This window comes from Pseudochelatococcus sp. (genome assembly GCF_050946405.1).
In the GTDB taxonomy this organism is placed as follows: Bacteria; Pseudomonadota; Alphaproteobacteria; order Rhizobiales; family Beijerinckiaceae; genus Pseudochelatococcus.
Window position 1 is genome coordinate 107,797 of record NZ_JBMNUS010000013.1, and the last position, 21,633, is coordinate 129,429.

The window sequence follows — 21,633 nt, forward strand, 5'->3', positions numbered from 1 at the left end:
GCCATGTGCGGCATCGTGGGATTTCTCGACCGGGATGGCGCGCCGCGCCCGCACGATCTGCTGCGCCGCATGGCGGAGGCCGTGCGCCACCGGGGGCCGGATGACGAGGGCTTCTTCACCGGCGACGATATCGGTCTCGGGTTCCGCCGTCTGTCGATCGTCGATCTGGAAGGCGGGCGGCAGCCGATGTTCGCCGGCGACGGGCGTGTGGCGGCCATCTGCAACGGCGAGATCTACAACCACGCCGAGCTGCGGGCCGATCTCACGGCGCGCGGCCACCGCTTCCGCACGCGCTGCGACACGGAGGTGATTCCGGCGCTGTTCCTCGAATACGGGCTCGACTTTCCGCGCCGCATCAATGGCCAGTTCGCCTTTGCCGTCTACGATCGGGAGACGCGCCGGCTGGTGCTGGGGCGCGACCATGTGGGCATCGCGCCGCTGTTTCATGCCGAGGTCGGCGGGCTGCTGTTGTTCGGCTCGGAAATCCGGGCGCTGCTGTGCCATCCGGGCCTTGCCCGCGATGTCGACCTGACGGCGCTCGACCAGATCCTGACCTTTCCGGGGCTGGTGAGCCCGCGCACGATCCTGGCGAACGTGCGCGCGCTGCCGCCGGGGCATCTGCTGGTGGCCGATCCCGGCCGGCCGCCGCGCCTCGATCGCTTCTGGGATCTCGATTTTCCGCGCCATGATGAGTTTCCGCGCCATGACGAGATCGGCCCGCCCGGCCGGGCGGACGATTACGTCGACGAGCTGGACGCCGCGTTGCGGCAGGCGGTGCGCTACCGGTTGCAGGCCGATGTGCCGGTCGCCGGCTATCTGAGCGGCGGCCTCGACAGTTCGCTCGTCGCCGCCATCGTCGCCGATCTGGAGCCGGGGGCCACGCGGCATACGTTCTCCATCACCTTTCCCGACAGGGCGATCGACGAGCGCGAGCCGCAGCGCCTCGTCGCGGCGAGGCTCGGCACCGCCCATCACGAGCGGGAGATCGATCCCGCGCGACTCGCCGCCGGGCTCGACCGCATCGTGGGCTGTGCCGAAGCGCCGCTGCGCGAATCCTATAACGTATGCTCGCTGCATCTGTCGGGCATGGTGCGCGAGGCCGGGCTCAAGGTGGTGCTCACCGGCGAGGGCGCGGACGAGCTTTTCGGCGGCTATGTGGGCTACAGGCTCGATGCGGAGCGCGCGCCTGACGCGGACGACCCTTACGATCTCGACGCGCTGATCGAGGGCGAGTGGCGCGAGCGCCTGTGGGGAGACAGCCGTTTCTTCTACGAGAAGGATTATGGCGCGAGCCGCGACATCCGCCGCGAACTCTACGCGCCGGCGCTGGCCGAGCGCTTCGAGGCGTTCGACTGCCTCGCCCATCCGCTTGTCGACCGCGCGCAGATCGAGGGCCGGCATCCGTTTCATATCCGCTCGTATCTCGATTTCAAGCTGCGCCTGGCCGATCATCTGCTGGCGGATCACGGCGACAGGGTGAGCTTCGCCAATTCCGTCGAGGCGCGCTATCCGTTTCTGGACATCGGCGTCATCGACGTGGCGCGCCGCATCCCGCCCGCCCTCATGGTGCATCAGGGCGAGGAAAAGCATATCCTCAAGCGTCTCGCCCGGCGCTACCTGCCGGCGCAGATCGTGGAGCGCAAGAAGTTCAGCTTCGTCGCCCAGAGCAGCGCCACGCTGCTGCGCGAGGGCGTGCCGCGCGTGCGCGAGGTGCTCGACGAGGCACGCGTCGCGGCGGACGGCTACTTCAGCCCGGAGGCGGTCGCGCATCTCAAGCAGCGGCACGCCGCGCCGGGCGCGGAACTCAACCAGACCTTCGAAGACGACTTCCTGATGGTCGCACTGACCTTCGGGATCCTGCGCGAACAATTCGATCTGCCGAAACTCTCATGACAGGACAAGGCCCCGTGCACTCCACCATGCAGCCTCCCGTGCAGCGTCCCATGCAGCGTAGCTCCTACGTCGACCGGTTCGAGGAGAATGCACGGGCGCGCCCCGCCGCCGCCGCGCTGGCGACGGCGGCGGGTGAAGTGTCCTACGGCGCGCTCGACGCGCGGGCGCAGCGCCTCGCCCGGCGGCTCGCGCGGCTGGGGGCGGGGAAGGGCGTCATCGTCGGCCTGTTTCTGGACGCCGACGAAACCTATGTCGCGGCGCTGCTCGGCGCCGGCAAGACGGGCGGCGCCTTCCTGCCGCTGCCGCCGGACCTGCCGCCGCTGCGCGTCGCCGCCTGCCTCGCCAAAGCGGAATGCGGGATCGTCGTGACGCTGGGCCGCCACCGCGCCGCGCTGGATGCGGCGCTGGCTGAAGCCGGCCGATCGGTCGCGGTCATCGAGGCGGATGCGCCGGACGATGCCGGCGACGCCGCGCCGGTGGCGCGCGCCATCGGCCCTCACGATCCCTGCTACGTCATGTTCACGTCGGGCTCCACCGGCGCGCCGAAGGCCATTCTGGGGCCGCATCGCAGCCTCTCCCACTTCCTGCGCTGGGAGGTCGGCGAGTTCGGGCTGGATGAGACGGTGCGCGGCTCGTGGCTCGCGCCCGTCACCTTCGATGTCAGCCTGCGCGACATCCTCGTGCCGCTCATGGCCGGGGGCACGCTCTGCATTCCCGATGCCGAGACGCGGATGGTGCCGCGCAAGCTGGTCGACTGGCTGGCGCGCGAAAAGGTGACGCTGGTGCATTGCGTGCCGACGGTGCTGCGCCTGATCACGCGCGAGCTGGCCGACCGCGGCGGCGATGCCGGCCTTGCGGTGCGTCATCTGCTGGTGGCGGGCGAGCCGCTGCTCGGCGCGGATGTCGCGGCCTGGCGGGCGGCGGCAGGCGGGCGCGCCGAGGTCGTGAACCTCTATGGCCCGTCGGAAACCACGCTGGCGAAGGTGTTCCACCGCATCGGCGAATTGCCCGCCGATCCGCGGCGGGTGCTGCCCATCGGCCGGCCGCTGCCCGACACATCGGTGCTCGTTCTTTCCAACGGCCGGCTTTGCGGCCCGCAGCAGATCGGCGAGATCCACATCCGCACCGCCTATCCCTCGCTCGGCTACCTGAACGACGCGGCGCTGACGGCGGCGAGCTTCATCCGCAATCCGCTCGGCAACGACGATGCCGACATCGTCTACAAGACCGGCGATCTGGGGCGCTACCTGCCGGACGGCACCGTCGAATGCCTCGGCCGGCAGGACAATCAGGTCAAGGTCAATGGCGTGCGCATCGAGCTTGCCGAGATCGAGGTCGCGCTGCGCGCCGTCGCGGGCATCGCCAAAGCGGCGGCGGCGGTGCATGCGGGCGGCGGGGCCGATCCCGTGCTCGTGGGTTATTATGTGCCGGATGCCGGCGCGGCGCCGTCGGCGGAGGCGATCAAGGCGCAGCTCGGGCGCATCCTGCCGGCGGCCATGCTGCCGCACGTGCTGGTGCGTCTCGACGACCTGCCGCGCACCATCAGCGGCAAGCTCAATCGCAAGGCGTTGCCGCGCCCGGAGGAGCTGTTCTACGCCGAGCATGCCTATGTGGCGCCGCAGGGCGAGACGGAAGACAAGCTCGCGGCCATCTGGCGCGAGATCTTCGGCCTGACGCGCGTCGGCGTCGAGACCGCCTTTCACGATTTCGGCGGCGACAGCCTGCGGGCGATCCGCGCCGTGCAGAAGATCTTCCAGACATTCTCCGTCGAGATCAGCCTGAAGGATTTTCTCGCCGCCGCGACGATCCGGGAACTGGCGCGCCTCGTCGCGGCCGCAGTCCCCGCGCCGGTGAGCGCCATTGCGCGCGCGGCCGATGCGGCAAGCTATCCCGCCACCCCGGCCCAGAACCGGCTGTGGCGTCTCGACCGGCTCGGCATCGCCCCCACCGCCTACAATCTGACGGAAGCGTGCGAGCTGCTGGGGCCGGTGAACGAGGCGGCGCTGGAGCGCGCCTTTCGCGACCTGATCGGCCGCCACGAATCGCTGCGCACCACATTCGAGGAGGATGCGGACGGCAACGCGCGCCAGATCGTGCACCATGACACGCCCTGGCGGCTCGAACGCGTCGACCTGCGCCGCCATGCGGAGCCGGACCGCGCCGCCGCGCTGCTGGCGCGGGACAATGCCGGGCATCGCTTCGACCTGCATCGCGGCCCGCTGCTGCGCGTCGTGCTCGCCCGCCTGCCGGATGCGGAGGGCGCGGCGCGGCATGTGCTGCTGTTCAACATTCATCACATCGTCGCCGACGTGTGGTCGCTCGGCGTGCTGGTGCGCGAGGTGGCGGCGCTCTATGCGGCGGCACTCGCCGGCCGCGACGCCGGCCTTGCGCCGCCGGCGCTGCAATTGCGGGATGTGGCCGTGTGGCAGGCCGGGCGGGCGGCCGCCGGCGCGCTGGACGGCGACCGCGCCTATTGGCTGGAGCGCTTCTCCGCGCTGCCCGCGCCGCTCGACCTGCCGGCCGACCGGCCGCGCCCGCCGGTGCAGACCTTCAACGGCACCACGCGGCGCTTCCGCCTGCCGGCGGACCTGACCGGGCAGCTCGACGGCCTCGCGCGCCGGCACGGCACGACGCGCTTCGCCGTGGTCACGGCGCTGACGAAGGCGCTGCTGCACCGTTATACCGGACAGACGGATATCGTCGTCGGCAGCCCCGTCGCCGGCCGCACGGATGCGGCGCTGGCGGACCAGATCGGCTATTACGTCAACACGCTCGCGCTGCGCGACACTGCGGAGGCGGGAGCGCGCTTCGCCGACCTGCTCGCGCGCGTGGCGGCGACGGTGCGCGAGGGGCTCGCGCATCAGGATTACCCGTTCGACGCGCTGGTGCAGGAACTGCCGCTCGAACGCGACATGAGCCGCTCGCCGCTGTTCGACGTCATGGTCGTCGACCACGCCTTCGAGGATGGCGACCTGCGGCTGGAGGGCGTGCGCGTCATGCCCTTCGGCGACCGGAACGCCTGGAACTTCAGCCGTTTCGATCTCGTCTTCCATTTTCAGGACGAGGCGGACGAGCTGGTGCTCGATCTCAACTACAACACCGACCTGTTCGACGATGCGCGCATCCTGCGCATGGGCGCGCATTTTGCGGAGCTGGCGCGCGCCGCAGCCGGCGACGAGTCGCAGGCTGTCGGGGAACTTAACCTGCTGCCGGCGGACGAAAGCCGGGAACTGGCCGCTTTCACGCACGGGCCGGTCGTGGCGCGCGATGCGGCGGCGACCATCGTCTCGACCTTCGTGGCGGCGGCGCGCCGTCACGCCGGGCGCCCCGCCGTCATCGATGCCGGAGGGCGCGTGCTCTCCTATGGCGCGCTCGACGGGGCGACGGACCGGCTGGCGCACGATCTCATCGCGGCGCATGGCGTCGCCCCCGGCGAGCGCGTGGCGGTGTTCGCGAGGCGCACGCCGGAATCGGTCGCCGCCATGCTCGCGGTGATGAAGGCCGGCGGCGTCTATGTGCCGATCGATCCCGACTATCCGGCCGCGCGGATACGGTTCATGCTGCGCCAGGCCGGCTGCCGGCTGGCGCTCGCCGACAGCGGGGCGGCCCCGGTCGCGGATGTGCAGGTCGTCGCCGTCGCGCCCCGGCTCGCGGCCGGCGACGCGGCGCAGCCCGTCGACCGCAGCGGCGCGGGCGAGGCGGCCTATGTGATCTTCACCTCCGGGTCGTCGGGCGAGCCGAAGGGGGTGGCGGTCGCCCACGGCGGTTTCGTCAACATGTCGTCGGGGCAGATCGCCCTTTTCGGACTCACGCCCGAGGACCGGGTGTTGCAGTTCGCCTCGCCGTCCTTCGACGCCTCGCTCGCCAACATGTTCATGGCGCTGTTCAGCGGCGCGGCGGTGGTGCTGCCGTCTGCCGGCGACATCAAGAACACGGCCGATTTCCTGGCGCTGCTGGCGCGGAGCGGCACCACGGCGCTCACCCTGCCGCCGACCTATCTGCGCGCGCTGCGGCGGGCGGAACTGGCCGGGGTGAGGGTGCTCATCACGGCGGGCGAGGAAGCGCCGGCCGCCGACCTGCTCCATTACGCGCAGCGGCTCGCCGCCTTCAACGCCTACGGCCCGACGGAGTTTTCGGTCTGCGCCACGGTGCATGAGGTCAGCGAGCGAGACCGCGACCGCCTGCGCCTGCCCATCGGCCGGCCGTTGCCGAATACGAGCGTGCATGTTCTCGATGCCGCGCTCAAGCCCGTCCCGGTCGGGATCGCGGGGGAAATCTGGCTCGGCGGCAGCGGGCTCGCGCTCGGCTACGAGGGCGATGCGGCGCAGACCGCCGCGCGCTTCGTCACGCATCCGCACACGGGCGAGCGCCTCTACCGCACCGGCGATCGCGGCGCGTGGCGCGAGGACGGCGCGGTCGATTTCCTCGGCCGCGCCGACGATCAGGTGAAGGTGGCGGGCCACCGCATCGAGCCGGGCGAGATCGAGGCGGCGATGCGCGCGGTGCCGGGCGTGCGCGACGCCCATGTCGCCACAGTGGCGCGGGCCGACGGCTCCGCCGCGCTCGCCGCCTGGTACTGCGCGGACGAGCGCGTGGAGCTGTGGCCTTCGGTGGCGGAGTTCTACGTCTACGACGACATCGCCTATGGCAGCATGGCCGCCGACGAGGGGCGCAACCGGCGCTACCGCGAGGCTTTCGCGCGCCACCTGCCCGGCAGGACGGTGGTGGATATCGGCACCGGGCCGGTGGCTATCCTCGCGCGCCTCGCCATCGAGGCCGGCGCGCGCAAGGTCTACGCCATCGACAGGCTGGAGGCGACGGCGCGCAAGGCGCGGGAGACCGTGGCGGCGCTCGGCCTCGACGACCGCATCACGGTGATCCACGGCGACGCCCTGACCCTGGAGCTGCCCGAGACGGTGGATTTCTGCATCTCCGAGATCGTCGGCGCCATCGGCGGGGCGGAGGGCGCGGCGCGCATCATCAACGGCGCGCGCCGCTACCTGAAGGACCCGGCGGCCATGCTGCCGCAGTTCAGCGACACGCGCATCGCGGCGCTGGCGCTGCCTCACGACCGGCTCGCGCCGGGCTTTTCGGACATCGCGGCGCATTACGTCGACAAGATCTTCGCGGAGGTCGGCCAGCCGTTCGACCTGCGCCTGTGCCTCAAGAACCTGCCGCGCGAGGCCATCGTCTCCACCGACGCGCCGTTCGAATATCTGGACTACACGCGCGAGGTGCCGGTCGAGGCGACGCACACGGTCGAACTCGTCGTCACGCGGGACAGCGAGATCACCGGCTTCCTCGTCTGGCTGCGGCTCGGCGTCGATGCGGATGCGGTGGTGGATATTCTCGACAACCCCGGAAGCTGGCTGCCGGTGTGGCTGCCGGCCTTCGCCGTGCCGGTCGCGGTGGCGGCGGGCGACCGCATCGCCATCACCATCGCGCGGCGGCTTTGCGGCAACGGTTTCAACGTCGACTTCTTCCTCGACGGCACGGTGACGCGGGCGGCCGGCGAGGCGGTGCCGTTCGCCTGCCGCAGCGCGCATTTCGGCGACGGCTTCCGCCGCACGCCCTTCCATGCGGGGCTGTTCGCGGGGGAAGGGGTGCCGCGCTTCGAGGCGCCGACGCCGGCCGTGGTGCGCCGTCACCTGCTGGGCGCGGTGCCGGCGCATGCCGTTCCGTCCTTCCTCGTGCCGCTCGACAGGCTGCCGGTGACGATCAACGGCAAGATCGATCGCGCCGCCCTGCCGGCCCCCGGCGATGTCGCGGAAGGAGCGCGCCGGGGAGAGGCGCTTGCGCCGCAGACGCCGCTGGAGCGGCAGGTGCTGGATGTGTGGCGCGAGATCATGAGCCGGCCGGACATGACGGCGGGCGATGATTTTTTCAGCATGGGCGGCGATTCCATCCGCGCCATCCAGATCGTCTCGCGCCTGCGCCAGCTCGGCTGGAAAGCCGAAATCCGCGACGTGTTCCAGAATCCGACCGTCGCGCAGTTTGCGGGCGTTCTCGCGCCGGTACGCGCGCGGGCCGATCAGGGCGCGGTTGTCGGCCCCGCGCCGCTGACGCCGGTGCAGCGCTGGTTTCTCGAAACGAGCGTGCGGCCGGACCATTTCAACCAGGCGGTGGTGTTGCATGCGGAGGCGATCGACGCGGCCGCGGCCCAGGCGGCGCTCGAAGCCGTCTGGCGTCATCACGACGCCCTGCGCGCGGTCTTCACCCATGATGGCGGCGGCTGGTCGCAGTCCCTGCTCCCGCCCGGCGAGCCGCCCCGCGTGGTGGAGATCGCAGCCGATGATCCGGCCGCCTTCGCGGAGGCGGCGCGCGCCGTACAGGCGGGTTTCCGCATCGACCGGGGGCCGCTGCTCGTGGCGGCGCTGCTGGCGCGCGGCGCGGCGACGACGGAGGATGCAGGGGGAAGCCGGCTGCTGCTCTGCGCGCACCATCTCGTGATGGATATCGTGTCGTGGGGCATCCTGATCGAGGACTTCACGGCGGCCTACCTGGCTCATCAGGACGGCACGACGCCGCGCCTGCCGGACAAGACGGATTCCTGCCGCGACCATGCGCGGGCGCTGGAATCGATCGCGGCGCGGGTGGACTGGACCGGCCGGCTCGGCTACTGGCGCGCGCTGGAGCGGGATGCGCCGCTGCTGCCGGGCTTCGCCGGCCCGTTCCGCGTCGCGGATGCGTTCACCCTCCAGGGTGTGCTGGCCGCCGGGGTGACGGCGGCGCTGCTCGGCCCGGCCAATCACGCCTATACGACGGGAACGGAAGACCTGCTGCTCGCCGCTCTTGCTCTCGCGATCGAGCGGCATTTCAGCCGCGCCGGGGCGCTGGTGACGGTCGAGAGCCACGGCCGCGAATACCCGCTGGCCGATCTTCTCGGCGATGGCGAGGCGCCCGACGTCACCCGCACGGTCGGCTGGTTCACGGCCTTCCATCCGTTCCGGCTGGAGGCGGCGTCCGGGATCGGCGAGACCGTGCGCGGCGTCAAGGAGGCGCTGCGCCGCGTGCCGGATCGCGGCTGGAGCCATCTCCTGATGCGGACGCTGCCGGCGGAATGGGTGGTGCCGGACCTGCGGCCGCAGATCGGCTTCAACTATCTCGGTCAGATGCGTTCGGCCCCCGCCGGCGTCGGCCCCTTCGCCGTCGACTGGGACGCGCCCGGCGGCGCGGTGGCGGCGGATGCGCACCGTCCGCATGCGATCGACGTGCTGGCCATGGCGGTGGACGGGGAGCTGCGCGTCAGCCTCGACGTCGACGAGGCGGCGATCGGACGGGAGGCGGGCGAGGTGCTGCTGCGCCGCTTCCTCGCGGCGATCGAGGAAGTCGTCGCCCATTGCCTCGCGCGGGAAACCGCCGAGCTTACCCCGTCCGACATGACCTACGACAAGCTGTCGCTGGACGATCTCGATCGTCTGCTGCTGGCCGAATGAGGAGCGGAACGATGCGCGCCGGGCGGCTCGGGAGGGAGCCATGAAGCTTCTGGATCTGCTGCGCAAGGAAGCGGGCATCGGCGGGCCGCGCTTCATCGGTTTCGCTGCCCTGTCGGGCCTGTCCAACGCCGCCATTCTGGCCATCATCAACCTTGCCGCCAGCAATGCGAGCGACAAGGGGGAGAATTTTCACAATCTGATCCTGTTCGGTCTCGCCATCGCCGTCTTCGTCGTCACGCAGCGCGCGCTGATGATCGAGGTCTGCGAGAAGGTGGAGTTGCTGATCGACCGCATCCGGGTGCGGCTGATCGAGCGGGCGCGGCGGGCGGAGTTTCTGGAGCTGGAGGAGATCGGCCGTTCGGAGATCTACGCCTGCCTCACCCGCGAGACGCAGATCCTGTCGCAGGCGGCGCCCAATGTCGTGATCGGGTTGCAGTCGGCTATCCTCGTGGTGTTCACGCTGCTTTACATGGCCTTTCTGTCGCAGACGGCCTTCTGGCTGTCGGTCGGCTTCACCGTCGTCGGCGCGATGATCCATCTGTCGCGCTCGGCGGAGGTCAAGCGCGAGCTGCGCGCCGCCTTCGAATGCGAGAACGCGCTGATCGAAAGCCTCGGCGACATGCTCGACGGCTTCAAGGAAGTGAAGATGAGCACCGGCCGCTCCGCCGACATCGCGCACAGGATCGCGGAGATTTCGGCGCGGGTCGGCCGGATGCGAATCAGGACGCAGACGCTCTACGCGACGGATTTCGTGATGTCGCAGGTCACGTTCTTCATCATGACCGGCATCATGGTGTTCGTCGTGCCGACCATCAGCGACGCCTATATCGAGGTGGTGGTGATGACGACCACCGCGAGCCTGTTCCTGATCGGCCCGGTGTCGAACGTGGTCGGCAGCCTGCCCATCTTCTCCAACGCCAACGCCGCGGCGGAGAACGTGATGGCGCTGGAGGAGCGGCTCGGGCGCGTCAACGGCGAGGTGCGGGACGCCGGCGGCGGCTTCCCCGACTTCCGGCGGATCGCGCTCCAGGGAGCGAGTTTTTCGCACCGGCCTTCCGGCGGCGACAAGGGGTTCGCGGTCGGTCCGGTCGATTTCACGGTGGAGCGGGGAAAGACGATCTTCCTCACCGGCGGCAACGGCTCCGGCAAGACCACGTTCATCCGCCTGCTGGTGGGGCTCTATCCGCCGGGCGGCGGCGTCATCCGCGTGGACGGCGCGCCCGTCGGCCCGGCCAATGCCGCCGATTACCGCAACCTGTTCTCCGTGATCTTCTCGGACAACCATCTGTTCACGGAGCTTTACGGCATCCCCTCCATTGATGCCGATCAGGCGGCGGAATTGTTCGCGCTGCTCGAAATGCAGCACAAATCGCAGATCGCCGGCCGTCGCTTCACCACGGTGCGGCTTTCCGGCGGACAGCGCAAGCGGCTCGCCCTCATCGCCGCCCTGCTGGAGAAACGGCCCGTCTGCGTGTTCGACGAATGGGCGGCGGATCAGGACCCGTATTTCCGCGAGAAATTCTACAGGATTATACTTCCGCGCCTGAAGGAAAAAGGCGTCACCGTCATCGCGATTACTCACGATGACGCCTATTTTGACATGGCCGATGTCCACATCCACATGGACAATGGGCATCTGACCGTCGTGAAGGACGAATCCGTTCTTGAGGGAACCACCTGAACAGGCGGTTGCGTTTTGACGAGAGGCATGCAGGGGAATGACGATCATGCTCGGGACATCGCAATGGCGTGAGGGCGGCGGAAGGTGGCTGCGCCGGTTCGCGCTCGGATCGGCCGCCGCGGCGGCGGTGACGGGAACGGCGCTGGCCGCCGATGTTTCGCAGGTGGGGCCGGTCTTGCAGGGGTTTCTCGATGCGACGGCCTCGCAAGGCACGCTTCAGGGGGTCGCGATCGGCGTCGACCTGCCGGGTGGCGAAGGGAGCTGGTTCGGCGGGGGCGGCTATCGCGACATCGCCCGCACCGAGCCGCTCGGCGCCGACCTGCAATTCCGCATCGGCAGCGCGTCGAAGACCTTCACCGGCACGGCGGTGTTGCAGCAGGTGGATCAGGGGCTGATCGGGCTCGGCGATTCGATCGACAAATGGGTGCCCGATCTCAACGTGCCCGGCGGCGACCGGATCACCGTCGAGAACCTGCTCAGCATGACGAGCGGCATTCCCGACTATCTGGGCGCGGAGTCGATCCATAGCCCCGGTAATACGATATTGCAGGAATGGGCCAACTTCCACGGCCCGGCCGGTTCCCACGGCAACGCCGACTACACGCCCGAGCAGCTCGTGGGCGCGGTGGTCGACAGTCTCGGGGCCAGCTTCGGGCCGGTCGGCGAGATGTTCTATTCCAACACCAATTTCGCCCTGCTCGGCATCATCGCGCAACGCGCGTCGTGCCTCGGAGCCTCCGGTTGCCGGACGATCGACGAAATGGTCAACGGCATCGCCGCTTCCATGGGGCTTGCCGACACGGTCTTTCCCGCTTCGTCCGCCTTCACGGCGCCTTATGCGGAAACGGCGCAGGTCGTCATCGGCGACGCTTCCTATTACGGCGTTCCGCCCGGCAGCAGCTTCGACATGACCTTCCTCGATCCGCGCGTGCCGTGGGCGGCGGGCGCGGTGTTGTCGACGCCGGCGGATGAACTGAAATGGGTGCGCCAGCTCGCGACCAACAGCGACGGGCTGCTGTCGGCGCAGACGCAGGCCGAGCGTGTCGGCGTGGCGGAGCCCGGCGAGGTGAGCGGCGTGCCGGTGTTCTACGGCCTCGCCCTCTATGCCATGCCCGGCGTGGGGAGCGGCACCTATCTGACCGGCCACAGCGGGCTGATCGGCGGCGACACGGCGTCGCTGTTCTACAATCCGGCGCTGGACGTGGCCTATGCCGTCAATTTTCTCGGCTATCAGGCCAATGCATTGCCATGGTTTCCGCTCTACGGCGCCTCCGACGCCCTGGGCCGTTACGTTTATGCGGGAAGGGAAGGGGGCAATTACAGCTCCGTCATGATCCTGTGGGCGCTCGACCGCAACGTCACGCTGGCGCTCACCGCGCAGGGCTCGTGCAGCTACGGGGCCGGCCCGCAGGGCGCGGGCGGCGACAGGACCTGTGCGGGCGACAGCGTGCGCACGACGCCGATCGCCGTCACTGATGGCACGCTGACCATCGCCCCGTCCCACCTGACCATGGGCAATTACTACATCGATCCCGTCACCGGCGCCGTTTCGCTGGCGCAGGTGGCGCGGCCGAGCCTTGCGATGTTCGGCAGCCATTCCGCCGCGGTGGCGTTGCAGGGCGGGGCCTCGCTCGTGCTGCCGCAAGGGGCGACGGCCGAGCTGTGGGGCACGAACTCCGCCACCGTCAGCATGACCGGCGCGGACAATGCCGCGCACATCGGCGGCACGCTTCTCACCTACGGCGTGGATTCGGTGGCGGTGCGGATTATGGGCGACCGCAACCGGGTGAACGTGCTGCCGACCGGCGCTGTGGTCGGCGCCAGCGCGCCCGCCATCGCCATGAGCGGCCGCGACAACGCCGCCGTCATCGGCGGCAGCGTGACGACCTACGGCCACGGCATCGAGCGGATCGCCATCGCGGGCGAAGGCGGCGGCAATCGCGTGGAGGTGGAGCCCACCGGCTATGTCGGCGGCGACATCGCGCTCGCCGGCGACGGCAACCGGGTGAGGGTCGACGGCATCGTCTCGGGCCATGTGCCGATGGCGGGAGGCGACGCGGTGCTGAGCGGCGAGGGCGTGATCACCGGCGTCGTGGGCGGCGGCGGCACGGTGGCGCCGGGCAATGGCATCGGCACGCTTACCGTCGGCGGCTATGCCGGGCGCGATACCCGGCTGATGATCGAGACCGGGCCGGGCGGCGCGAGCGACCTGCTCGCGGTGGCTGGCCCCGCTTCCCTGACCGGCGGCAGCCTGCATGTCACGCCGCCGCCGGCGGCGGCGAGCGGCATCTACAATGTCCTCTCCGCCGGCGCGGTGGAAGGGGCGTTCGCCGCCGCCACCACCGGCGGCCGCGTGGGCCTTGGCGTGCAATACACGCCGACGGCGGTCAATGTCGCGGCGGTCAACCCCTTCCTGTTCGATGCGGCGGTGCGCACCGGCGCGGCCGATACCCTGCGCAATCTCGACCTGTTCGAGGAGCGGGCGGCGGCGTTCGCCGCTTCAGCTACTTCCGCCGCGCCGGCCGGTGCGGCACGTGGGCCTGCCGCCGGCGCGCAGGCCGAAAACCTGAAGGAATGGTTCTCGCGGCGCGGCGCGTCGGCGGCGGGTTCCCGCGCGGCGGGGGCGGCGGTCTGGGCTTCGGCCTACGGCGCCTTCGACCGCCATGCCGCGGATGGGCCGGTGCCGACCATCGCGTCGGAGGGCGGCGGCGTCGCGGTGGGCGCCGATGCCGAACCCCTGCCCGGCCTGCTTGTGGGCGCGATGGGCGCCTACAGCCGCACCCAGGCGACGACGCCGGCGAATCCGGGAATGAAGTTCTCCTCCGACGCCTACAAGGCCGGCGTCTACGGCGCTTACGAGGCCGGGCGCGTGCTGTTCAGCGCCTCGCTGCTCGCCGGCCGGGGCGACGACACCACCACGCGCGCGGTGGAATCGGGAGCGCTCGCCGGTGTGGCGCAGGGCAGCTTCGACGATTTCCGCCTCGCCGCCCGCGTGGGGGCGCGCGCGACCTTCGATGTGGGCGCGGGCGTGCGCCTGACGCCGCGCGCCGCCGTCACGCTGCTGCGGATCGAGCAGGACGCCCATCGCGAGATCGGCGGCATTCCGGGCTACGGCTTCGGCATCGGCATCGGGGCAAGCACGTATGAACAGGTGCGGTCCGAGGCATCCCTTGCGGTTGCGAAGACTTTCGACGTTTCCCTGGGCGGCTGGAGCGGCCGGCTCACGGGCGAGCTTCGCGCCGGCCTCGCGCGCGACATCGTGCTGAAGAGCGCGAACGGATGGGTCGACGTGCCCGGTTTCAGCCCCGTCGTCACCGGCGGCTTCAAGCGGAACGCCTGGGTGATGCCGGTCGGCGGCCGGCTGGAGCTGGCGGCGAGCGACTCGCTCTCCGTCTTCGCCGCCTACGATGGCGCGTTCTCCAGCCTCGGTGGCGTCAATACGGTGCGCGGCGGCTTACACTGGCGTTTCTGACCGGGTGTTTCCGAGCCGCATATGCGCGAGGACTTGCGCGTGAAACTCGTCCGCGTTCTCGCGCAGGAAGAAGTGCCCGCCCGCGATCGTCACCAGCTCGAAACCATCGCCCGCGACCGCCGCCCAGCCGGCGATCTCGCGCGGCGAGACGAGCGGATCGTCCGCGCCGGCGAAGGCGACGACCGGACAGGTCAGGCGCTCGACCGGAAAGGGCAGGGACGTTTCCGCCAGGGCGAAATCCGCCCTGAGCGTGCGCTCGAACAATTCTCGGAACTCCGCGTTGCGCACGATTTCCTCCGGCGTGCCGTTGTAGGAGGACAGCCGGCGCCAGAATTCTTCGGAAGGCAGGTCATGCAGCGGCGGCATGCGGGGCGGGGCGCCGGGAGGGCGATGCGCGGCGACCATGACGCAGGCGGGCGCGGGAAGACCGAGACGATCCGCCGCCCGCGCGAGACAATAGGCGACGCGCGCGCCAAGCGAGTAGCCGAGCAGGACGTAGGGACGATCGAGCAGCGGCGTGAGCGCCTCGATGAGGCGCGCCAGCAGGAGGGGCATCGAGGCAATGGGGGTCTCCGAAAAGCGGCTTTCGCGGCCGGGGAACTGCGCGGGCAGGACTTCGAGCCGCTCATGAGCGCGCGCATGCGCCCGCAATCCGGCGAAGGCGGATACGCCGCCACCCGCGAAGGGCAGACAGATCAGCCGCATGGCAGGGCGACCCGTACCCCCGGCGGCGGGAAACCAACGGCGCATGGCCGCAGCAGAGACGGACGGTTCCGCTCCTTCTTCGCCAGCAGCGGTAATGTCTCTCTCCATTGCCATCATGTCTTCGGGGTATCGGATCGTGCGCATTATTATAGCAGGCGACAAAGGTATAGCTCTCGACTCCGATGGTCAACTATGATAGGTGTAGGATATTACTTTCATGAAATAGAAAGTGTTCTGGACAGTGTGCGCCGGTTGCGTCGGGGCGGGGCCTGAAAGCGGTGGGCGGTGGACTGTCACGGTTGCGAATTCCATCTCGTTTCATACTCCCGGAGGAGAGCATCATGGTTGCCGAGGCGCAGAACAGTGTCGGGGAAGAAGTCGCGGCAGCCGAGCCTGCCAGCCGCCAGAAGGCCGAGCAGATCATTCGCAAATATACGCTGTGGGCGACGGGCGCGGGCCTCATTCCGGTTCCCGTGCTGGACGCCGTCGGCGTGGCGGGCGTGCAATATGCGCTGGTCAACGATCTGGCGTCGCTCTACGGCGTGCCGTTCTCGAAGGAGCGCGTGCGCGCGCTCGTCGCCGGCCTGGTCGGCGGCGGCGTTCCGGCGCTGCTGACCACCGGCGGGCTCGCCAGCGCGGCGAAGGCCGTTCCGTTCGTGGGCTCGCTGCTCGGCGCGGCGGTGTTTCCCGCGCTTTCGGCCGCCGCGACCGTGGCGCTCGGCCGGGTGTTCACGCAGCACTTCGAGGCCGGCGGCACGCTGCTTGACTTCGACGCCGAGAAGACGCGCGCTTTCTTCGCGGAAGAGTTCGAGAACGCCCGCAAGGAAGTGGGCGAGACGCTGGCAAGCGCGGGTGTCGGCGTGGCCGGAAAAGCCAAGGCGGCAGATGCCCCGGCTGCTCCCGTTCCTGCCGCCGCTGCTCCTGCTTCGGCGGCGAAGAAGGAAACGGCTGCCGCGCCCGCCGCCGTGTGAGGCTGCGAGCGCGTCGGCATCGTGCCGGCGCGCCTTGCCGGAATGGGCGCCTTCCGATCGTAACGGGTGGGAGACACGCTGACGCCGGGGCGGGTTGACGAGAAAGAACGCGAATGGCTGTCGTCATTTACTTTATGCTGTGCGTGCTTGTCGGGATACTCGGCCTCGGTTATTGGGGCGGCTTTCTTCTGTACTTCATTCTCGCGCTCGCCATGACGCCGCTTGTCGCCTTGCTGGTGCTCATCATCGTGGGATCGAGCGAGGGGCGGCGCGGCTTCGCGCGGTTCAGGAAGCCGGAGCCCTGACGATATCCCTGCCCGCATGGCCGGGCGCGGCCGGGTTGCGCCGCGCATTCGATGAACGTTCATGGCCGGCCTTGCCGCCGGTGCGTCACGGAAGACGATGACACAACAAGATCTTTTCACCCCGGATGCCGGTGTCGCGCCTGCGCGGCACTGGCGCCGGTTTCGTCTGCCGCGCCGCCGCGATCTTATGCTGTGCGTGCTTGTCGTGCTGCTTTGCGTGACGTTTCTCGCGCCCTACATGGTCGTCAATATTCCGGCCGGGTCCGCCGGCGTGATATGGCGTCGCTTCGGCGGAGGCACCGATACGGAGATGGTGCTGCACGAGGGCATCGCGCTGATCTGGCCGTGGAACCGCGTGCAGCTCTATGACCTGCGTCTCCAGAGCGAAAGCATCGATATCGTCGCGATTTCCCAGGACGGGCTGAACATCACCATCGGCCTGACCTTCCGCTGGTTCGTCAACCCCAAGTTCGTCGGCTGGTTGCACAAGATCGCGGGCCCCCAATACATGCAAAGAATTCTCCTGCCGGAACTGAACTCATCGACAAGACAGGAGTTTTCGAAGTTCAGGATGGTGGATTATTATGGCCCGAACCGGGAAGAAATGCTTTCCCGCGTTTACAGCACCGTCGTCGATCGCGGATTTCCCAACTTCATTTTCGCGCCGAAGGATCTCGATACGGTCAATGCCGGTCTCAAGGTCAACGACGGCCTGATCATGCTGACCGATGTCCTGATTCGCGAAGTGGTGATGCCGCCCCGCGTCGTTGCCGCGGTGCAGGCGAAAATCGAGCAGCAGCAACTCGTTCAGGAAATGCAGCACCGGGTGGAGCGCGAGCGCTTCGAGAACCAGCGCAAGGAAATCGAGGCGGAAGGGATTCGCAAGTTTCAGCAGATCGTGCAGACGGGGATTTCCGAAGCCTATCTCAAGTGGCGCGGCATCGAGGCGACGGTCCTGCTGGCGAACTCGCCCAATGCCAAGACGATCGTTCTCGGCGGCAACGGCGGCCTGCCTCTCATTCTGAACACCGGCGACGCGGGGACGCCGGCGGCGGTTGCGGCCGCGCCGTCCGCGCCTCCCGCCCCCGAGGGCAAGAACGGCGCGGCCAGATATCTCGGTTCCGTCGACATCTCGCGGCCGGACATGCGCAATCGGGAATCGAAGGGATTGGGCCTCGGCGCGACGCTGCATCCGGCGCAGGGCGCGTGGTCCCGCGATGTCGCCGCCATCGGGCCTACCGCGACCTCCGGCATCGCCGGTTCCGCGAACGCGGCCGGCCCTGACGCGAGCCGGGTTCCCGGCGTTTCTCCCGCCGGCCCCGGCAATGTGGAGGCCGGCGCGCTGTCGATGCCCGCGCCGCGTCCGCCGGGCGTGCTGCCGATCATGTCGCCGTTCATCGGCGTCGGCGGCACGGTTTCGTTCTGGCAGAAGCTTTCCAGCCTCTTCGGTATCGCGGACCCGCCCGGCGGGCAGGCCGAGACCGGGCCGCCCACGCCCTGATCCGGCCGGGCACATGTCCGCGGCGGGCCGGCAGCGGGCAGGACGTCACCAGCAACTTCCAAACCGTAATGGCGAAACCGTGCTCTCCCGCGACAACATCAAGGACATCTATCCGCTGACGCCTTTTCAGGAAGGGGTCGTCTTTCACGATCTCATGGAGCGCGAGGCGGCGCACGAGGGCCAGCGCGCCTACTTTCAGCAGATGAGCTTCACCGTGCGCGGGCCGCTGGATATCGCGGCCTTCCGGCGCGCCTGGCAATTCCTGGTGGACCGGCATGACGTGCTGCGCACCGTCTTCCGGCCGACAGGCGCGGAGCGGCCGTTGCAAATCGTGCTGAAGGCGCGTGAACTCGTGCCGGATGTCGTCGACTGCCGCGCTCTCGGCCCGGATGCCGCCGGCGCGACCTGCGAGCGCTACGAGGCGGAGCAGCGGCAGCGCCCGTTCGATCTGCGGCGCGACCTGCTGGTGCGGCTCGGCCTGCTGCTGATCGCCCCGGAGGAGACCCGCGTCGTGTTCGGCTTCCATCATGTGCTGATGGACGGCTGGTGCATCGGCATCTTGCAGGACGACCTGACGCGCGCCTATCAGGCTTTTACGCGCGGCGATGCGCCGCGTCTGCCCGCCGCCGTTCAGTTCGGCGGTTTCGTCAAGGCGAGCGAGCGGCGGCGCACGGCGCGGGCGCTGGATTTCTGGCGCGATTATCTCGCGGATTACGAGACCGCCGTGGCGCTCCCCGGCCGCCGCCCCGTCGCCCTCGACGGGCCGCGGGACAGCCTCACGCACGAGGCGGCGCTGGGCGAGGCGCTGACGGCGCAACTCGATGCGCGGGCGCGCGCGCTCGGGGTGACGCCGGGCACGCTGGCGCAGGCGCTCTGGGGCGTGCTGCTGGCGAAGATGGAGAATCGGCGGGATGTCGTCTTCGGCACCATGGCCTCGACGCGCCTGCCCGATCTTCCGGGCGGCGAGGCCGTGCTGGGGCCGTGCATCGGCATGCTGCCGCTGCGCATCCGCTACGCGCCATCCGAAACCTTCGCGGAACTCGTGGCGCAGGTCCATGCGCAACGGCCCGGCTGGCTCGGGCACGTGCATTGCGCGCTGGCCGACATCCAGCAGGCGAGCGCGCCGCGCGGCGCGTTGATCGGACATTATTTCGTCTATGAGAACTACCCGCTCGACGCGCGTTTCCGGGGCGAGGCGCAGGTGCTCGCGCCCGGCGTGACGATCCATGACGTGCGGATGTTCCAGACCGGCAATTACGATTTCGGGGCGCTCATGCTGCCGGGCGAAAGCGCGCGCCTCGTGTTGACCTTCAACAGCCGGGCGGTCGATCCGGCGGCCGTGGCGCGCATCGGGCGCTGGTTCGTGCGGCTGGCGCGGCAGGCCGCCGGGGAGCCGGACTGCGCCATCGATGCCATGACCCTGCTCGATGACGAAGAGGCGGCGCGAATCGAGGCGTGGGGCCGGGGGGCGGAGCCCGGCGTGCTTGCGCCCGACATCGCGGCGCTGCGGCGCGATGTCGTGGCCCGTAGGGGCGAGGCCCCGGCTGTGCGGGCCGGCGGGCGCACGCTCTCGCACGCGGAACTGGAAGCGCGGGCGCGCGGGCTCGCGGCCTGGTTTCGCCGCGCGCACGGGATCGGGCCGGGCGATCCGGTCGCGCTGCATCTGCCTGCCGGAGAGGGGCTGGTGACGGCGATGCTGGCCTGCCTGCTGCTCGGCGCGCCGTTCGTGCCGCTCGACCCCGGCAATCCGGCGCTGCGCACGGCCCATATCCTGAAGGACAGCGGGGCGCGGCTCGTGCTGGCGCAGGGCGCGCTGCCGGAAGAGGCGGCGGCCGGCGTGCCGGTGGCGCAATCGCCGGCCGATCCCGGCGCGCTCGACGGGGAAGCGCTGCCGGCCGTCGACGCCGACGCGACGGCCTACATCATCTATACTTCCGGCACGACGGGCGTGCCGAAGGGGGTGCGCGTCGGCCAGTCCGCGCTCATCAATTATGTCGGCTGGTTCGGCACGCTGTCCGGCGCCGGGCCTGACATGCGCACGGCGCTCGTGACCTCGGCGGCCTTCGATCTCGGCTATACCGGCCTGTTCGGCGCGCTGCTCGGCGGCGGCTGCGTGTCGCTTCCCGACGAGGACGAGCGCCGCGATCCGGCCCATGTGCTCGCCCTGCTGGCCGACCACGGCATCATGGTGCTCAAGACGACGCCCTCCTATCTGTCGATGCTCCTCGCGACGCCGGGCGGGGAGGCGCGTCTTGCCGGGGCGGGCGCGCTGCGCCTGCTGCTGCTCGGCGGCGAGCCGCAGAATTTCGCCGAGCTGCGGCGTCTGCGGCAACGGCTTCCGGGCCTGCGCATCTACAATCATTACGGGCCGACCGAGGCCACCATCGGCTGCGCCGCCGGCCCGCTCGACGATCTGGCGGATCGCGGCGAGGGGCCGCAACGTCTCGGCCGGCCGATCGCGGGCGTGCGCCTTTTCGTGTGTGACGCCGCGCTGCGGCCCGTGCCGCCCGGCGTGCCGGGCGAACTGCTCGTGGCCGGGCGCGGCCTCGCGCAGGGATATGTGAACGCCTCGCCCGCCGACGCCGCCCGCTTCGCCGTCCTGCCATGGTGCGGCGGGCTGCGCGTCTACCGCACCGGCGACCGCGTGCGCTGGGCCGATGACGGCACGCTGGAGTTTCTCGGGCGCGTCGACGATCAGGTGAAGGTGCGCGGCTATCGCGTCTCGCTGAAGGAGGTCGAGGCGGCGCTGACGGCGCTTGAGTGCGTGCGTGACGCGGCGGTGGTGACGGATGCGCGCGGCGGCGCGACCGAGCTTGTCGCCTATGTCGTCCCGGAAGGGGAAAGGCCGGAAGGGGAAACGACGCCGGCCGCCATCCGCGCCGCTCTGGCGCGGCGTCTGCCGCCGCCGATGATACCGGCGCGCTTCATCGCCGTGTCGCGCTTCCCGCTGACCGCCAACGGCAAGACCGACCGCAAGGCGCTGACCGAACACCGGCGGCCGCAGGCTCCCGCGCCCGGAGCGCCGGAGGCGGGAAACGAGACGGAGGAGAAACTGCGCGCGATCTGGCGCGAGGTGCTGTTTCTCGACCATGTGGGCCTCGACGACGATTTCTTCGCGCTCGGCGGCCACAGCCTGAAGGCGATCCTCGTCGCCTCGAAGGCGCGGGCGGTGTTCGAACGCCCGCTCACGCTGCGCAGCCTGTTCGATCACCCCACCGTGCGCCGACTCGCCGTGCATATTGTCGGCGGCGCCACGCCCACGCCTGTCGGCGGCGATCGGGTGCTGCCGCTGCGCGCGGGATCGTCCGACGCGCCGCTCGCCGTCTTTTTCCCGCCGGCGCTCGGCACGTCGACCCCCTACCGCGATCTGGTCGAGCCTCTCGCGGGCGATGTCGCCTGCATCGGGATGCAGGCGCCGGGTTTCGACCGCGACGAGCCGTTCGCGGAAAATGTGGCGGACTGCGCCGGACATTTCGTGCGGGCCTTGCGGCCGCTGATCGGACAGGGGCGGAGACTTCGACTGGTCGGCTGGTCCATGGGTGCGCATTTCGCACTGGAGACGGCGTTGCAGTTGGAGGCGGAAAACGGAGGGCATCGGAGCCCGGCGCTCGAACTGATCCTGCTGGACAGCGCCCCGCCGGCGGCGGACGACGGAACGAACGATGCGTC

At 69.9% G+C, this 21,633-nt stretch carries 8 protein-coding genes and 1 pseudogene; 8 read left to right on the forward strand and 1 reads right to left on the reverse strand.

The window, feature by feature from the left end:
• Positions 1-3: 3 nt before the first annotated feature.
• From asnB to ACOYJQ_RS17085, 4 genes are read left to right on the forward strand one after another with little or no spacing between them, the layout of a single operon-like run.
• Positions 4-1,893, forward strand: coding sequence for an asparagine synthase (glutamine-hydrolyzing) (gene asnB / locus ACOYJQ_RS17070; RefSeq protein WP_433460182.1), 1,890 nt, complete (start codon positions 4-6; stop codon positions 1,891-1,893).
• Positions 1,890-9,329, forward strand: coding sequence for an amino acid adenylation domain-containing protein (locus ACOYJQ_RS17075; protein ID WP_433460183.1), 7,440 nt, complete (start codon positions 1,890-1,892; stop codon positions 9,327-9,329). The genes asnB and ACOYJQ_RS17075 overlap by 4 nt, the downstream gene beginning before the upstream one ends.
• A gap of 40 nt (positions 9,330-9,369) precedes the next feature.
• On the forward strand, positions 9,370-11,010 hold the full coding sequence (locus ACOYJQ_RS17080; protein WP_433460184.1) for a cyclic peptide export ABC transporter: 1,641 nt from the start codon (positions 9,370-9,372) through the stop codon (positions 11,008-11,010).
• Positions 11,011-11,056: 46 nt separating this feature from the next.
• The gene (locus ACOYJQ_RS17085; RefSeq protein ID WP_433460186.1) at positions 11,057-14,482 is read left to right on the forward strand and encodes a serine hydrolase; all 3,426 of its coding nucleotides are present in this window, start codon (positions 11,057-11,059) and stop codon (positions 14,480-14,482) included.
• Here the strand turns inward: ACOYJQ_RS17085 and ACOYJQ_RS17090 are convergent.
• Entirely contained in the window at positions 14,465-15,187 is a 723-nt protein-coding gene (locus tag ACOYJQ_RS17090; RefSeq protein WP_433460187.1) for a thioesterase II family protein, read from the reverse strand. The two genes, ACOYJQ_RS17085 and ACOYJQ_RS17090, sit on opposite strands and share 18 nt — an antisense overlap.
• Positions 15,188-15,528: 341 nt before the next feature.
• Between ACOYJQ_RS17090 and ACOYJQ_RS17095 the strand changes: the two genes are divergently transcribed.
• The 4 genes and pseudogenes from ACOYJQ_RS17095 to ACOYJQ_RS17110 form a co-directional block, all read left to right on the forward strand.
• Positions 15,529-16,158 (forward strand): YcjF family protein, encoded by a 630-nt coding sequence (locus ACOYJQ_RS17095; RefSeq protein ID WP_433460188.1) that lies wholly within the window; start codon positions 15,529-15,531, stop codon positions 16,156-16,158.
• Between the two features lie 113 nt (positions 16,159-16,271).
• The gene (locus tag ACOYJQ_RS17100) at positions 16,272-16,463 is read left to right on the forward strand and encodes a hypothetical protein (RefSeq protein WP_433460189.1); all 192 of its coding nucleotides are present in this window, start codon (positions 16,272-16,274) and stop codon (positions 16,461-16,463) included.
• Positions 16,464-16,560: 97 nt separating this feature from the next.
• Complete coding sequence (locus ACOYJQ_RS17105) at positions 16,561-17,964, forward strand: prohibitin family protein (protein WP_433460190.1); 1,404 nt, start codon at positions 16,561-16,563, stop codon at positions 17,962-17,964.
• A gap of 13 nt (positions 17,965-17,977) precedes the next feature.
• Positions 17,978-21,619 (forward strand): annotated as a pseudogene (locus ACOYJQ_RS17110) (non-ribosomal peptide synthetase); the annotation flags it as partial.
• Positions 21,620-21,633 lie beyond the last annotated feature (14 nt).